We start from the raw sequence: 17,065 nt of genomic DNA, 5'->3' as shown, positions 1-17,065 counted from the left end.
AGAATTTATCAAACGAATCATTTGCCACCAGCAAAAAAGTCCCCGTCAAGCGACGAGGACCAATTGACAACTACATTAATTTGGCATCATGAAGCAATTCTTCGAGCCATGTTCCCTTAACTTTCTTCAAAGCACCTTTTAAAACGAACTTCGGAACCGGCAGCTCCATCTTGTCCAATGGCTGCTTATCGTTCAAATAGTACGTTGCCTTGAGCAATTCGCGAATATCATAAACGGAATTAAAGACTTCCGGAACGCCGCGGTCAACGTTGAGCAGACTGTAAACTGCTTCCATTGCCGTTCTGACCGAGTATTCCGTCGTGAATACAGTATCTCTTGTCGGTGATTCGGCAAAGTTTCCGATGAATGCCAGATTCTTTGAACCGACAGGCACAACGTCGGGCCGATCGCCCTTCTTTCTCATCTGGAAATATGAAGTTATATACGGCATATAAACGGGAATCGTATTAACGTGCTTTTCTCCTGAATATTCCTTGATCAAATCATCAGGAACGCCCAGATGATAAAGAAGCTCCTGGGTAATCTCTTCGCCCGTGCATTCAACGACCGGCTTTTTGATATAATTGCCAGGCGTGTCTGAGAACAAAGCATAGATCCAAACGACGGTCTCGTTTTCCTTTTGATCCTTGAAGTGCGGCTGACGATGAATCGTAAAGCTCAAAACCCAGCCAGAATCAGTGACGGTAATGATTCCGCCGGTATTTACGCGGTGCTGATGGATGCTGCGCTTGGTCAAACGTTCAAAGTATGGTTCAAGCTGCGCGTCTTTGATCGTCATCGTTGCCGAAACATACCATGCGCGCTCCGGAATGTTTTCGCAAAATACTTCAGGATGACCGAAAGCTTCGTCTTGAGCCGCTAAATTCTTCCACAATGTCCAGCTTCCGCCAAGCTTGTGCGTTACGGGCGCTTTTTTATGATGCGTGCCGTAAGTTGAGCTTTCGACGATTGAGCCGTTCGTGACGTACACAAGGTCGTCTTCCGTCAAATCCAGATTTTTCTTCTCTCCGGCCTGCTTGTAGACAAGTTTTTTTGCAACCTTTTGTTCACCGTCTTTTTCAACGATGACGTTTTCAACTTGCGTATCGTACCAAAAGTCAACGCCATGATCTTTGAGATATGCCAAAAGAGGTTTTGTCATCGATTCGTATTGATTGTACTTGTTGAATTTGAGTGCCGAAAGATCAGGCAATCCATCGATATGATGAATGAACCGCATCGCATAACGCCGCATTTCAATTACCGAATGCCAACGTTCAAACGCAAACATCGTTGCCCAATAGTACCAGAAATTCGTCTTGAAGAACTCTTCAGAAAAGTAATCTTCAATGCTGATTCCTTCAAGCTTGTCTTCAGGAGTCATCACAAGTTTGACAATTTCGTTTGCGCATTTGCCCAAGCCGTACTGCCCGTCCGTTGGAACGCGATCACCGCGATTATGAATCAGACGACAGTTCGAAGAATTTGGATCATCCTTATCAAGCCAGGCATACTCATCGAGATAAGATGCTCCGGGAATCTCCAACGAAGGAATCGACCGATACATGTCCCACAGACATTCAAAGTGATTTTCCATTTCGCGCCCACCGCGAATGATATAGCCGTATTCCGGACGATTGATTCCGTCAAGAGAACCTCCCGCCACGGGTTCTTCTTCTAAAACATGAATCTTTTTTCCTTCCATATGCGCGTCACGAACCATGAAAACTGCTGCTGCAAGTCCGGCAAGACCGCCGCCAACGATATATGCGCTCTTTTTTTCTGCGCCTTCGGGTTTCCTGGCATCCATAAATGCCTCATAATTTCCGTTTGAATGATACATGTTGTTCACCTCGTTTACGAAAACTGTACTTCATTAACACATGCTCATTATAGCATTATTTTTAAGCGCTTTCATTGGAAAAGAATTATATCGCCCAAAATGTCGCATTCAAAGATACTGGACATAATTAAAAATGAGGTTCGAAATTACGAACCTCATCAGCAGTGGATGCAACGCTACTAGTATCCGCGTAAGTTCTTGGCGTCTGAATCAAGTTTTGCAAAGCCGGAGCCAGATGCCTTCTTAGGTTGCTTAGCGCGGTCTTCCAAAGCTTTACGAGCCATTGCCTTGCGTTCTTCCTTGCTTAACTTCTTAGCCAATATCTTTCGCCTCTTTTCGCGATTTCCACTTGTGAATCAACTTCACGCCTTCTATTATAATCATGCAAATCGCAATCGCAAGCAAAAACGCTCGTCAATCGAACAAAAAATTATTGACGAGTCGATCGACCTGTTTGTTTTCATGAAGCTTAGAATGCTGTGCCATCGGTCCCTTGATCATTTTTTCATCATAGTATTTGACACGATCTTTAATCAGCCATCTCAAAGATCTGGCTGAAGCATTCGTCACCAGATAGTCAGAATTGGTTCCGTCTTCCAAATTGCCATAAATGTTCAGGACAGAAACTCCTCTTGGAAAATCGTCTCTTTTTTCATAATAGCTTTGATACGCTGCATTTTGCCAGACCGGCTCCCCGTTTTCCCTGATCCTGTTTTGGTTCGGCACGTCATCCGTGAAGATTACGCCGTCAAACGGTCCCGCAATCGGAACGAATTTCTGCAGTCTCGGGCTGTTTTTGTCGCGCAAATTCAGTGCCCAGAATAACGTTACGGGTCCTCCCATCGAATGACTGACGATATTAATGCGAGAAATTCCGTAACGCTGCCTTAACTCTTCGGTGATCGTCTTCAGCCAACCGGCTTCATCCGGAATTTCGGCTTCGTTGTTTTCAAAGACGACCTGTATCAAAGGATGTTTGACGTCTGAATTCCACTTTCCCGAATAAGTCGTTGCTCCTTGCGGGGAAACCTTGACTTTAAGCACCTTCTTTGCGCCCTTTTCATCTTCTGCAGATTCGATCAGCTGATCGGTCGACCTTTCATTTCCGTGCCAACCGTGAATATAAAGCGTCGGCACCGGCATTTCCGAATACTTCTTCTCGACTGCTTGTCCGGCCTTGATTACGGGACTTTGAATTTTTTGATACGTGAAAAGGATTATTGCAAGGCACCCCGCCGCCATTGTCACAACGTACAATAAAATATTTTTTCTTTTTTTCTTCAGATGTTTCGCCATTTTCCGCCTCTTTGTTATTGAATAAAATTCAGATTGCGCTTAAAATATTAACAATATTAAGCCTATCACTTATTTAAGACTTTTTGAACCTTGAGGTGAACAAAATGATCGTCAAAGAAACAACTTCAACCAACAGCCCCACCTATGAGGATGCATTGTCGATTCGTCATGAAGTCTTTATCACCGAACAGAACATTCCGTTCGAACGTGAAATCGAAGGTGAGGAGGGCAAACATTATTTTGTCGGATACGTTGGAACGACTGCCGCCGTCTGCGCCAGAACTTTTCTGGAATCTCCCGGAATCTGGCACGTTCAGCGCGTTGCATGCCGCAAGGAATATCGCGGCATGCATCTTGCGAGCGAATTGATGCGCTTTATAGAAGAAAAAGCTTCTGATTCAGGCATCAAGCTGATCACGCTCGGAGCACAGGATCAGGCTGCTCCCTTTTATGAACGACTCGGTTTTAAAACGATCGGCGAAGGTTTTTTTGATGTCGGCATCCCCCATCATCGCATGGACAAGGAAATCTGACTTGCAAAAAATCCGTCAGTGCGTTATGATGGTTTCATGCGATGAGTCGAGAGGGACCAGGCAACTTCGGTTGTTCCGCTGCGGCGGCTGGTGGTCATTTTTCGAAGCGGGGTACAATGTTGCCGGATTGCAACGTGCCTGGTCGGATGCATTGTGGAGTGCTGCCGGCCCTCCGTCATCGATGGAGCGCATGGGACTTTTGCGGCAATGATTGTCGCAGAAGTCCTTTTTTGTTTTAAATGACGTTTTACGGGCAAATTTCCAAAATCGCTGTTTTGCCCGTAACCGAGGGCTGGCTTTTACGGGCATATCCCAAAAATCGCCATTTTGCCCGTAACCGAGAGCTGGCTTTTACGGGCAAATCTCAATAATCGCCGTTTTGCCCGTAACCGAGGGCTGCATTTTACGGGCAAATTTCCAAAATCGCCGTTTTGCCCGTAACCGGGGGCTGCATTTTACGGGCAAATTTCCAAAATCGCTGTTTTGCCCGTAACCGAGGGCTGGCTTTTACGGGCAGATTTCAAAAATCGCCATTTTGCCCGTAACCGAGAGCTGGGTTTTACGGGCAAATCCCAAGAATCGCCGTTTTGCCCGTAACCGAGGGCTGGCTTTTACGGGCAAATCTCAATAATCGCCGTTTTGCCCGTAACCGAGGGCTGGCTTTTACGGGCAAATCTCAATAATCGCCGTTTTGCCCGTAACCGAGGGCTGCATTTTACGGGCAAATTTCCAAAATCGGCTTTTTGCCCGTAACCGAGGGCTGGCTTTTACGGGCAAATTTCAAAAATCGCCATTTTGCCCGTAACCGAGGGCTGGCTTTTACGGGCAAATCCCAAGAATCGCCGTTTTGCCCGTAATCCCGACTTCACGCGCTGATCAAGCAGGCGATGCGCAACATTACATTTGGCAAAAAGAACCCTATAAGAAAAATAAATCGGTTTCCATAATATCAAAATCAAAAAAATGCCGGACAGAGTCAGTCTCAATCAGACCGCCCCTGTTCGGCATTTCATTTAATTCAAGAGATTCACGGGACTTTTTCCGTCATCGCGTCATTACACGGTTGCCGGTTCATCACCCAAATTTTCCGTTTGATTGAACTGACTGTTGTACAAATCTGCATAAAATCCGTTCTTTTCCATCAAACTCTCATGATTTCCGGTTTCAACGATTGAGCCGTGATTCATCACGATGATCTTGTCGGCATCCCGAATCGTTGACAAGCGGTGCGCAACGACGAAACTCGTGCGCCCGGCAAGCAGCTTGTTCATGGCACGCTGAATGAGCACTTCGGTTCTGGTATCGACGGAACTCGTTGCTTCATCCAGGATAAGCACCTCAGGATTTGCCAGGAAAGCACGCGCAATCGTCAACAACTGGCGTTGACCTTGTGAAATGTTTGAAGCTTCTTCATTTAAAATCGTATCATAGCCTTTCGGCAATTGACGCACGAAAGTGTCAACGTGCGCTGCTTTTGCCGCTGCCATGATTTCTTCATCGGTCGCATCTTCACGGCCATACTTGATGTTTTCATAAATCGTGCCCGTAAACAGCCAAGTGTCCTGAAGAACCATCGCAAAGTGTGAACGCAATTCGTCGCGAGACATCTTGCGCGTATCGATTCCGTCCATTCTGATTACGCCGCCATTGATTTCGTAAAAGCGTTCCAAAAGGTTGATCAAAGTCGTTTTTCCGGCGCCGGTCGGTCCGACGATCGCGACCATCTTGCCCGGATTGGCTTCAAAATTAAAATCTTTCATCAGGATTTCCTTGTTGGAATAACCGAATTTGACGTGTTCAAACTTGATTTTGGCATCGGTTCTTTCATCAGGCAGAACTTCCGTCGGCTCTTTCATCTCATCTTCATCAAGCACTTCAAAAATTCTTTCAGCAGACACGATTGTTGCCTGAATCGTATTGGCAAGGTTTGCCAATTGCGTGATCGGCTGCGTGAACTGATTGACGTACTGCAAGAACGCCTGAACGTCGCCAAGTGCCATCGTCTTATGCGCAACGGCGATTCCGCCGGCGATCGCAACGAAAACATAGCCGATATTTTTGATCAGGTTCATAAACGGCATGATCAGTCCGGAGATGAACTGGGCTTTCCAAGAAGCCTGATAATAGCGTTCGTTTTCTTCCTCAAACTGCTCGATCATGTCGTCTTCTTTATTAAACGTCTTCAAAACCGTGTGTCCGGCATAGTTTTCTTCAACCTGGTTGTTTAAAATACCAAGACTCTTTTGTTGTGCCGCAAAGTGTTTTTGGGACTTTGGAGCAACGACCATTACGATAAACAAGCTCAAAGGAATCGTGACACACGCAATCAGCGTCATCTTCCAACTGATTGAAAGCATCATGAAGAAGACACCGACGAAAGTGACGACGCTCGTTACCAGCTGCGCCAAACTTTGCTGCAACGTACCGCCAATGTTGTCCATATCGTTGACCGCACGCGACATGATGTCACCGTTTGAGTGCATGTCGTAATATTTGATTGGAAGTCTTTGCATCTTCTCTTTCATGTCGCGGCGCAGATTATAAACGATTTTTTGCGAAATGTTGGCCATGATCAGCTGTTGCGCAACGGACAACACCCCAGAGACGACATAGCAGACAGCCACGGTAATCAAAATATGCGTGATCTTCGTGAAATCGATTGGAAATTTCGAAACGGCGTGTCCCAGCTTCATCTGCATATAGCCGCTCATTACGCCCTTATAGATTTCAGTCGTCGCCTTCCCTAAAATCTTCGGAGTGACAATTTGGAAAATAACGGACCCGATTGCAAAGACAATGACTGCAATGATGCCCCATTTCCATGGATTCATATAGGCCAGCAAGCGCCTGGTCGTCCCCCAGAAATTCTTGGCTTTTTCCGGTTTTCCTTTCATTTTTGGACCTCTTGGCATCTACATGTCCCCCTTTCTGATTTGCGAGTTGACGATTTCTCGATATGTTTCATTCGTTTTCAAAAGTTCTTCGTGCGTGCCTTTGCCGACGACTTCGCCGCCGTCCAGGACAATGATCACGTCGGCTGAAAGTACGGTCGAAACGCGTTGCGCAACGATCACGACGACGCTGTTTTTGATTTCAGGATCTTGTTGCAGTGACTGACGAAGCTTGGCATCCGTTTTAAAATCCAGAGCCGAAAACGAATCATCGAATACATAAACGGAAGCCTTTTTCATCAGCGCGCGCGCAATCGCCAAACGTTGTCTTTGACCACCGGAGAAGTTGCCGCCACCCTGTTCGACGACGGAGTCCAACCCGTCTTCAAGTTCTGAAACGAAGTCTTTTGCCTGAGCAATTTCCAATGCGTGCCAAATGTCTTCATCGGTCGCATTCGGGTTGCCGAAAAGCATGTTGCTTCTGATCGTTCCCTTGAACAGAACTGCTTTTTGCTGCACGAAAGAGATTTTGTCATGCAAATCCTTTTGCGCGACTTTTTTGACGTCCTTGCCGTTGACTTTGACCGTTCCGTCCGTCGCATCATACAAACGCGGAATCATGTTGATCAAAGTTGATTTACCGCAGCCCGTGCCACCGATAATCGCAACCGTCTGACCAGCGACAGCTTTAAAATCCGTTTTGGCCAAAGCAGGCTTTTCAGCACCTTCGTAGTAAAAATCGACATTGTCGAATTCAAGCTCGGAAGGAGCATCTGCCGTGAATCTTTCAGGGGCATCGGGATCCGTTATCGTATACTTAGTATCAAGGACTTCGTTCAAACGTTCAGCTGCAGCCTGTGCACGCGGAATGAAGACGAAAACCATCGAAAGCATCATGAAACTGAACAAAATCATGTTGGCATACGTCATAAACGAAACAAGGTTGCCGACTTCCATCGTCTTATCGCCGATCAGCTTGGCACCGAACCAGACGATTGTCATGTTCGTTCCGTTCAAAATCAGATTCATGATCGGAAACATCAATGAAACGATGCTGAAAACCTTGATCCCTGTTTCAGTGTAGTCTTTGTTGGCTTCTTTGAAACGATCCTGTTCGAACTTGTCCTGACGGAATGCCCGGATAACGCGCACGCCCGTCAGTCCTTCACGGAAAGTCAAATTGATTCTGTCGATTTTGCCTTGCAGACTCTTGAACAACGGAACGGAAAAACGCATGACGATACCGATGGCAATCGCAAGCAGCGGAACGGAAACCAAAAAGACCATCGTCAGTCTTTTTTCGCTTTGATATGCCATAATGCTTGCGCCGATGACCATCAAAGGCGACATCAGCATCATGCGAAGAAGCATCAAAACGACATTTTGAATCTGCAAAACGTCGTTTGTCGTTCTGGTAATCAAAGAAGATGTGCTGAAGCCGTCAATTTCCTGATTCCCGAAACCGAGCACGCGTTTAAAAACGTCGCCGCGAAGGCTCGAACCGGCCTTTTGAGCAACCTTGGCCGCAATGTAGACGTTGCCGATCGAACCAATCATTCCAATCGCGGCAACCACGAGCATCTTAAAACCCACCGACCAGATATAATCAATATCGCCTTTGGCAACGCCGTTATTAATCATATCCGAAGTGAGGGACGGAAGGTTCATGTCACAGATTACCTGAACCGTTAAAAAGGCTACGGAAGCCGCAATCGCAGGCCACGAGACTCTTTTCTTAAGTAATTTATACATCCTGCTATTCCTCTCTTTTCAAGCGAACGCTCATTATTTATCAGAATTTGTCATCAAATTCATTAAACTTACCATGATATACTACTCTCTATCTTTTTTGTTGTCAACTTTTTTAACAAACTTGAACAAAAAATTATCAATTTTCTTCATAAACGCAAAAAAAAGAACTTCGGAAAACTCCAAAGCTCATTGAATTACGCTCCAAATTCTTTTTTGAATGCCGCAAGAGCGGGCTTGTTATCAATAATGTCAAAATAAACATTATCAAAGCATCCGCCAAATTCTTTGAGTTTCAAAGCATTGTCGAACGCCAAAGATACCATCTTCGCATCATTGCCAAAAATTCCGCAGCCAAATGCTCCAAGAATAAGATTGCGATCTTCGTGAATCTTGAAAACACGCAAAACACGAACAATTTTTTCAAAAATATCGCTGTACAACGTTGCTGAATTAAACTCTACGCCATTTTGTCTGATCAAATTCACGTTCGGAGCCGCAATCGAGACAAAATCGACGTAGCGAGGATCCGGCAAAATTCTGTCTTCTTTTTCATCACGCAAAACCTTGACATAACGCGAATAAATCAATGACGGGCTGATGTAGCCGTTTTTTGGATCAAGTTTATTCTTGTAATAGTACGTTCTTCTGAACTTGCGCAGCTCGGGAAACAAGTAGCTGTTTCGGCAGATCCATTGCTCTTGTGCGTTTTCTCCATCCATAAAATGTCCGCCCGGAACGAACGGATTGGCAAAATTCAGCACGCCGATTTTGTCGTCTTCGCCGAACTGTCGGATTCTGTATAATAAATTCTCTTCATTTACGAAGATCCTTGCTTTCCGCGTACCGGTACCCGGCGATTCTTTCGGAGACGTTTCGAACAATTCGGAATCTTGATCGATGCGAAACATCTCGATTTGAAACAAGTTCATCGCCTTGTGACCAAGTGCCCTTCTTTTTTCTTTTTCCATTACAAACTTCACCTTTAACAAATATATTCAAGTATGACCATATTTTTGCCGTATATCATTATATTCAAAACTCGGAACTGCAAAAATAGCGTACATTTTCAATTTTAACACATTAATTGCTATTATTTATCATAACTTGCGAGTTTTCTTATGATTGATTTAATCACAATGTTTTCCTATTTTTTGTTTTCTGATACAATTCACTTAAAGGAATGATTACAGTGAAAATAAAGTCAATCGGCGTTCGGGAACTCGTTGAGTTTTCCTTGAAATCAGGAGACTTGAAATCAAGCGGAGCCGGACGCCAGAATACCGCACTTGACGGTTCACGAATCCATCGAATGATTCAGGCATCATGGGATGACGACGTTTCAGTCGAAACAGACCTGCAGATGCAGATCACTGCAGGAAAAACGCCCCTTTTGATCCACGGACGTGCCGACGGACTTCATCAAACGGGCGGCATCGTCGATGAAGTTTTGGAAATAAAGACTTCATCCTTTGATTTCTCAGAACTTCCTAATAACATTTTAACTCTTTATTTTGCTCAAGCAAAGATTTATTCGCATATTTTAATGAAAGAATCTAATTTGGCACAAATGAAGGTTACTTTGCTGTATTTTCAAACGACAACGGAACAATTGTCCAAAAAAACCGTTGTCGTCACGCGCAAAGAAGCTTCAGAAATTTTCAACCAGGCCGTGTCCGAATATCAAAAGTGGCTCGAACTTGAAAACGTTCTGCGTGAACAAAGGCAGAAAAGTCTCAAAATGCTCAAGTTTCCCTTTGATAAATACAGAAAAAACCAACGCGAGCTGGCCGTTTGCGTCTATAAGACCATCGCTTCGAAAAAACGCCTCTTCGTTGAAGCTCCGACCGGGACCGGAAAAACCGTTTCAGTGCTTTTTCCTGCCTTAAAGGCCATGGGCGAAGAAAAATGCAGCCGCATCTTCTACCTCACTGCCAAACAAAGCACGCGCAAGTCCTGCGAGGACGCAATTGCGTTGATGAAACCCAATCTTCGTTCAATTACTCTGACTGCCAAAGACAAGATTACGTTTGACGAGGAAAAAGATCTGCCGGACGATCAAAACCCTTATTTTATCGGATACTACGATCGCATTCGCCCGGCCATGCAGGACGTTTTGAAACATGAAACGATGATTACGCGAGACGTCATCGAACGCTATGCCAGACTGCATCAGGTCGATCCGTTTGAGTTTTCGCTTGACCTCAGTCTTTTTTGCGACGTCATCATCTGCGATTACAACTATCTTTTTGATCCTTTGGTCTATTTGCAGCGTTTTTTTACGGACGAGCATCCGGACTGCTGCTTTTTGATCGATGAGGCTCACAACCTTGTCTCAAGAGCAAAGGAAATGTACGCCTCAAGCCTTTTGGAAGAATCGTTTCTTCTTGCCGAATCGGAAGTCAAAAAACTCGCCCGCACGAACAATATTGCAAGAAAGATCAAGGATGTTTCGGCAGTCTTTGAAACGCTCAAAAAACCCATGCAGGAATTCAATCAAGCGTCTTTGATCATGAAAGAACAGCTCGACAGCCTGTTTGATCCGCTTGAAAAATTCATCGACTTCACCCAGGAATGGATGCGCGACAATCCCGATCAAAGCCAATACCCCAATCTTTTGAACTGCTTTTTTGAAGCCTATTCCTTCGTTAAAATCAGCGGCTTTTACAATGAAACTTTCAGAACGAAACTTGTCTATGATAACGATAACCGGTTGCTTGATTTAAAAATTTTTTCGCTCAATCCTTCTGCTTTGCTTGACCAAAGCCTGAACCTCGGCGGATCAAGCGTCTTGTTTTCTGCAACGCTCAGTCCGCTTGAATACTATCAGGAAATGCTCGGCGGATTCGACAGTCTGATTTATTCTTTGCCGTCTCCGTTTGATTCAAATCACTTGAAAGTTTTGATTGACGACAAAACGCAGGTTACGTACCGCAAAAGAGAAGAAAATCTTCCAACGATCGTTTCAAAACTCAAGATCATGGTTGAGGCCCATTGCGGCAACTACCTCGTTTTTTGCCCGTCATACTCCTATCTTGAAAAGCTCCACGAAACATTCCGCACTGCATTTCCAAACGTCAAGACCATCATTCAGGAAAACTCCATGTCTGAAGAACAAAGGCGAGCTTTTTTAGAAAGTTTTGCAGAAAAGCCAAAGGAGCCTTTGATCGGATTCGCAGTTCTCGGCGGCATCTTCTCCGAGGGAATCGACCTCAAAGGAACCAGACTTTCCGGCTGTGCCATCATCAGCGTCGGGCTTCCGATGCTAAACGACGAAACGGATGAGCTCAGAAAATACTTTGATGAAAAAAATTTCGACGGCTTTCAGTATGCCTATCAGCTGCCGGGCCTGAACAACGTTTTTCAAGCTGCCGGACGCGTCATCAGAGGCGAACGCGACGTCGGCGTCGTCTTGCTGATCGACGAGCGCTTTGCTGAACGCAGGTATGTTCAATTCTATCCGCAATTTTGGAACAACCTGGAATACGTGCACGGAAACGAGCAGCTGAGAAATTCGTTGAATAACTTCTGGAACATTCAGGGCTGAACAAACAGTCCCCGGAAGCGGATTTCCTTTGCCAAATGCAGCAATTGATAAATCAGCGCGCCAAGATTTTCGGTTATTTCCATCATGGCAGGAAATTTCGGGTCTTTGTCAAATGGTGTTGATGACCTCGAAAACTTCACTTCAGAAATGGAGTGGAGTTTTTTGTTCTCGTCGGTTTCTCCTGTGTTTTTTCAAATTGGTACAGTTACGTATCAACACCGCCTGCGTTTCCGCTGGCGTAGATTCATGTATGAATTCCTGCCGTTGATTCGCAGAGGTCGCAGCGCGTTCGAGCTTTGCGAATCAACGGTGGATGTTACGCAACGTTAGACGGAAACGAAGGTGGGAATGATAGATTCAGCTGCATTGGTATAGTTTCATTTTATCGCATTGCGAAGATATTTTGTGAATACAAAAAATGGTGTTGAAAAATCATCATCAACACCATTTAGTATAGACCCATGAAATTCGCAATCAATTGCAAATCATCCGGTTTTTCGATTTGAGGCATAGTTTTTTTCAAAGCCTCTTTGTCAGTTATTCCATCTGCATCACCGAAAAACTTCCGGAAAGCCCTTCCGTTCTGTGCGTGACCATCAGCACGCTGCAATCAAGTCCGCTTAAAACGGAAACCACCCTTCTTTCCGTTTTGGCGTCAAGATTTGCAAGGGGCTCGTCCAATAGAATCAATGGCTTGAAATCAACAAGAACCCGGGCAATTCCGATCAGCTGGCGTTGCCCGGCCGAAAGGTTTTTGCCGCCGTTTTCAAGCTGATGGTCCATTCGATCTTCAAAGGATGCGCACAAGTCGTCAATTCCTAAAACTTCGGTCACGTGACGCAGCTTTTCTTCTGAAATATTTCTGCCAAGCAGGATGTTTTCCTTCACGCTTCCTTTGAAAATCTGATTTTTTTGCGGAATGAGCGAAACGAGTTCCGTTGAATCGACATATTCTTTGGGAATGACGATTTCCCCGGAATCAGGAATCAGATCAACGTTTAAAAGTTTCAAAATCGTCGACTTGCCGCAGCCGCTTTTCCCGACAAGCGCAACCTTGACGTTTTGGGCAAGATCCAAAGAAAAGCTCAGATTGCTCAAAACCTTTTCTTTTCCGTTCTCATAGGAGAAATCGACTCCGTCAAATGCAACGCATTGATCATCAACGTGTTTTTGAATGCCTCTGACCTCTTTTTGATTCAGAAATCCTTCGATGCGTTTTTCAGAAACCCTTTGGCGTTTCAAATCGGCATAATAGCTCGGCGCCTCATAAAACATCCAGGTAAAACTGTTCGTCAAAAGCGTAAAACTGATGAACTGTCCGACAGTCAGCTGATTGATGCTGATCAGATAAACCTCCGTGACAAGCGACAACACGTCAAACAACAATCCGAAAAAGACCGAACTTGTTGCCAAACGCCACTGAATCATGCTGTTTTTGTACTGGTTTTCCAAAAATTCCTGGTACGAACGCTTGAACAGATCAACTCCGAATGACTTTCGGTCGTTGATTCTCAAATAATCTTTCGCATTGAACAAAGATGACAGCATCGTTTGCAATTTTTCCTGGCTGCTTTGTTTTTCCTCTTGGCTTGACAAAATCAGCTTGCCAAAAATTTTGGGTCCAAAAAACGACATCAATGACAGCACGATAATAATCAGCGTCAACGGAACCGATGTAAAGACGCCAAAGAACAACGCAGCGACAAATGAGCTGATTCCGCTCAACAGGCTCGTCAGCGTGAGCGGAATTTCTGAAGCAAATAACTGACAATCGGACAAAACCAAAGTCAGCCACTTCGAATCATCGTTTGACAAAGGCTTTTTTTCTTTTAGCAGCAAAAAATCAGACAGTTTCTTTTCAAAGTCAAACGCGATCATTTTGCCTTTTTCAGCCGCAAAATACCTCAGCAGGATGATTGCAAAACAAAGCAGCAGCAATGGTCCGATCAAATGCCAAACAGCGTTCAGACCGTTTTTTTCATCAATTCCTGCCAAAAAACGTGCCAGAAAGAACTCAAGCATCGCGCAAAGAATCGCGCATGTCCAGACAACGGACGTTTTTTTGACTGTTTCCTTAATGCTTTCAGTCATTTTTCTCACCCCCAAGCGAAATGACAGCGTCTTCTTTTTCGATAAGATCAAAGGTATGAGCAATGATCACGATGCCGCGTTTTCTTTTTTCTCTTCTCAACACCCTGAGCAGTATCTCCTGGCTCTTGGCATCAATATCGGAAAACGGCTCATCCAAGAAAATGAACGGCTTGTCTTCCAAAAGCGCGCGCGCAATCGAAATCCTTCTGATCTGACCTCCAGAAAACATCCCCTCATCATCGATTTTTGTTTCCAGTCCCTTCGGCAAGTCCGCGATTCTTTGCCACATGTCCAGTTCTGACAAAACTTCCTTGATTTTTTCTTCTCTGACGTTGTTTTTGCCAAGCGTAAGATTTTCTTTCAAAGTCGTTCTAAAAAGCGTGCTTTCCTGCGGAACGAACGAAATCTGAGATGAACCGATGCAATCAATCGATTCTTCGCGGCAAACAAATTTGATCTGACCTGAAGTCGGCAAAAGCTCTCCTGCGATGAGTTTTAGCAGCGTCGTTTTGCCGGCACCGTTTTTTCCGACCAGAAAATACAGGGTTCCGCGCTCAAGCAGCAATGAATAATCATCGATGACTTTCTTCTCTGCATTTTCATAAGCGAAATCAACGTGACTCAGTTCGATTTTGTCGCAAGTTTTTGCCACGGCTTCGGCTTTTTTGGGTACGTTTTCGTTCAGCTGATGTTCAACTCGCTTGTATGAGGCATCCTGTCTTGCCAACGCATCAAGCGTATACGGCAGATAGAGGAATTGGTAAAAGATCGACCCGATGCCGGCATTCCAAAGTCCGATCATCGTCCCCGTTTCAATCATCCCCCTGCTGACAAGCACGATGCCCAAAGCAACCGTAATAATTTCAGCAACGTATACGCCGCCAACCATCAGTCCTTGGTTTCCTGAAGCATAGCGCGCGTAACGCTCATAACTGCCGCGTTTTTCGTCAAAATATTTTCCGTGTTCGTTCATTGCCCAGGGAAAAACTTTTAAATTCCGCAAAACGGGAAAACCTTTGCTGATTTCTTCCAAAAAAGTCTTGTGAACGTCGTCTTTTCCAAGGTACGCCCCATTTTCCGCGCTGCTTCGTTTAAAGAAGTACTTGCTCAAAAAATAAAAGACGACACTGATCGCAATAAACGCAAACCCGTACGGGACCGAAAAACAAACGATGTAGATCATTCCGTACAAAACGTTGAATGAAAAATCAAGCATCGGCAAAACGCCCGCAATAAATGAGGAAGAAAGCACCTCAGCATCGTTGTTTATCATGTTCAAAACGTTTCCGCTCGTTTTGCCCTTGGAATCCGCGCCAAACATGTCTTCGACGATTTTGACCCCGATTCCCATGCTGAGCGTCATTTTGACCTTTTCCTGGATGCATGCGGACCAGTAATACGTCAAAATATAGATGATGACGCCGACAATCATCAGACAAAGCGCGTCAAAAACTTCCGAAACCTTGCCGGACATTGCGGAAGAAATTCCTTTTTGAAGCAAAAACGAAACGTAAACGTTGAATCCCGCCATGATAAAATGCACGAAAAAAAGCAGCCAGACGCTTTTTTTGTCGGAAAACTCGATTAGCTTAAGATATTTTTTCATTAAAACTCCCCCCTCCCAAGTTATATTTTATTGTTTTTTTATTTTTTTGCAATCTTTTTCTAATAAAAAAACAACCCGCTTTTTTTGCGGATTGCCCTTCATTTTGCCTATTTATTTTTGCTCTCAGCTGCAGCCCGCATCCCTGCCTGACGACCGAAGATGATCGTTTCAGAAATCGAATTGCCGCCGATTCTGTTGTTGCCGTGCAGACCGCCGCAAACTTCGCCGCATGCGAACAGCCCGGAAATGACGTTGCCGCTCTTATCCAAAACGTGCGTCTGCTTATCGATGTGAAGACCGCCCATCGTGTAGTGAATGGCAGGCGCAATATGAATCGCATAGTAGGGAGCCTGATTCAATTCGCGTTCCATGCCCGTCTTTCTGCCGAATTCAGAGTCCTGTTTCTTTTCGACGGCTTGATTCCACTTTTCAAGCGTCTGCTTCAGATCATTTTCCTTGACGTTAAGTTTTTTGGCAAGCTCTTCCAAAGTTCTGGCCTCAACGACCAGACCTTGTTTTTGATAAAAATCAACGGCTTTGACGCGTTTTTTGACTTGCGAATCAAACACCAGATAAGCACTCTTTTCTTTGAGAGCAGTGATTGCGTCAGAAACGATGCGGCGCGTGGACAGTTCATTGACGAACCTCTTGCCGTTTCCGTCGACCAAAACGGCGCCTTCTCCGCGCACTGCCTCACCGATCAGATAAGCGTGATCCGTATCCTGTTGAACGGTCGGATGAACCTGAACCAGATCCATCTGCACGACTTCTGCTCCGACCTCTTCCGCGAGCTTGATTCCGTCGCCCGTAGCTCCGGCGTGGTTCGTGGTTCTGTATGCTTTAAGATCAGGACGATACTTGGCAATCAGGTCTTTTGAAGCGGAAAAGCCGCCCGTCGCAAGGACCACCGCCTTGGCATAAACGTTTCTTCGGGCCGTTTTGACGCCGCAGACCGCACCCTTTTCATCCGTCAGAAGACGTTCGGCCTTCACGCCGCAGACAACGGGGATTTCGAGTTCTTTGGCTCGCTTCATCAAATTGTTGACCAAAAACGCGCCGATCGGTGCCAGACTCTTCGGTCGATGCGTTCTCATCCTGCTCATGCCGCCGGTAATCGTCAGATCGTCCAGTACGATGCCGTGAGCAGCAAGCCAGTCAATCGCAAGCGCACCGTGCGATGCAAAATATTCCAAAAGCTCCGGATCGTTGAGCTTTCCTCCGCCCTTGTACGTTTCTTCATAGAAGTCATGCCAGTCTTCGACAATGCCGTGCTTAAGCTGAACGATTGTTTCGGAAGCATTCATCCCGGAAGAAGCGCGCATGGAATTTCCGCCAAACGTCGCCATCTTTTCAAGAATCACCGGCTTTACCCCCAGCTCGCGCGCCTGAATCGCACACGTCAGGCCTGCGCACCCTGAGCCGATTACAATCAAATCGTAGTCTTCTTTAACCGAATCGTTCGGTTTATTTGCAGTATTCGCCAAAATAATGCTCCTTCTTTCGTATATT

The 17,065-nt window shown here is 45.3% G+C and carries 11 protein-coding genes; 2 read left to right on the top strand and 9 right to left on the bottom strand.

The window, feature by feature from the left end:
- Positions 1–70 precede the first annotated feature (70 nt).
- From LRC_RS01760 to LRC_RS01755, 3 genes are all read right to left on the bottom strand, one after another.
- Positions 71–1,843 (bottom strand): oleate hydratase, encoded by a 1,773-nt coding sequence (locus tag LRC_RS01760; RefSeq protein WP_014072899.1) that lies wholly within the window; start codon positions 1,841–1,843, stop codon positions 71–73.
- Between the two features lie 179 nt (positions 1,844–2,022).
- Positions 2,023–2,163, bottom strand: a complete 141-nt coding sequence (locus LRC_RS11490) for a hypothetical protein (protein WP_014072898.1) — start codon at positions 2,161–2,163, stop codon at positions 2,023–2,025.
- 94 nt (positions 2,164–2,257) lie between these two features.
- Positions 2,258–3,139: an alpha/beta hydrolase gene (locus tag LRC_RS01755; protein WP_014072897.1), complete on the bottom strand. Its 882-nt coding sequence runs from the start codon at positions 3,137–3,139 to the stop codon at positions 2,258–2,260.
- A gap of 104 nt (positions 3,140–3,243) precedes the next feature.
- Here LRC_RS01755 and LRC_RS01750 point away from each other — a divergent pair, with 104 nt between their 5' ends.
- Positions 3,244–3,672, top strand: coding sequence for a GNAT family N-acetyltransferase (locus tag LRC_RS01750; protein WP_014072896.1), 429 nt, complete (start codon positions 3,244–3,246; stop codon positions 3,670–3,672).
- Between the two features lie 1,055 nt (positions 3,673–4,727).
- Here the strand turns inward: LRC_RS01750 and LRC_RS01735 are convergent.
- The 3 genes from LRC_RS01735 to LRC_RS01725 all read right to left on the bottom strand — a co-directional run bounded on the left by LRC_RS01735 (position 4,728) and on the right by LRC_RS01725 (position 9,283).
- Positions 4,728–6,584, bottom strand: a complete 1,857-nt coding sequence (locus LRC_RS01735) for an ABC transporter ATP-binding protein (protein ID WP_041819810.1) — start codon at positions 6,582–6,584, stop codon at positions 4,728–4,730.
- Positions 6,585–8,315 carry an ABC transporter ATP-binding protein gene (locus LRC_RS01730; protein WP_014072893.1) on the bottom strand — a complete coding sequence of 577 codons (1,731 nt, stop codon included), beginning with the start codon at positions 8,313–8,315 and terminating at the stop codon, positions 6,585–6,587.
- A gap of 194 nt (positions 8,316–8,509) precedes the next feature.
- A complete protein-coding gene (locus tag LRC_RS01725; protein WP_014072892.1) occupies positions 8,510–9,283 on the bottom strand; it encodes a TIGR02452 family protein in 774 nt (257 codons plus the stop codon).
- A 221-nt stretch (positions 9,284–9,504) separates the two neighbouring features.
- Between LRC_RS01725 and LRC_RS01720 the strand changes: the two genes are divergently transcribed.
- On the top strand, positions 9,505–11,859 hold the full coding sequence (locus LRC_RS01720) for an ATP-dependent DNA helicase (protein WP_014072891.1): 2,355 nt from the start codon (positions 9,505–9,507) through the stop codon (positions 11,857–11,859).
- Positions 11,860–12,396: 537 nt separating this feature from the next.
- On the opposite strand, the gene LRC_RS01715 is transcribed toward LRC_RS01720, so the two are convergent.
- The 3 genes from LRC_RS01715 to LRC_RS01705 form a co-directional block, all read right to left on the bottom strand.
- Complete coding sequence (locus LRC_RS01715) at positions 12,397–13,950, bottom strand: ATP-binding cassette domain-containing protein (RefSeq protein ID WP_014072890.1); 1,554 nt, start codon at positions 13,948–13,950, stop codon at positions 12,397–12,399.
- Positions 13,943–15,556: an ATP-binding cassette domain-containing protein gene (locus tag LRC_RS01710; RefSeq protein ID WP_014072889.1), complete on the bottom strand. Its 1,614-nt coding sequence runs from the start codon at positions 15,554–15,556 to the stop codon at positions 13,943–13,945. The genes LRC_RS01715 and LRC_RS01710 overlap by 8 nt, the downstream gene beginning before the upstream one ends.
- A gap of 107 nt (positions 15,557–15,663) precedes the next feature.
- Positions 15,664–17,040, bottom strand: coding sequence for a flavocytochrome c (locus tag LRC_RS01705; RefSeq protein WP_014072888.1), 1,377 nt, complete (start codon positions 17,038–17,040; stop codon positions 15,664–15,666).
- Positions 17,041–17,065 lie beyond the last annotated feature (25 nt).

It is taken from the genome of Ligilactobacillus ruminis ATCC 27782 (genome assembly GCF_000224985.1).
GTDB lineage: Bacteria > Bacillota > Bacilli > Lactobacillales > Lactobacillaceae > Ligilactobacillus > Ligilactobacillus ruminis.
Note: the sequence above shows the minus strand (reverse complement) of the source record. Positions and strands in the feature narration are given on the sequence as shown.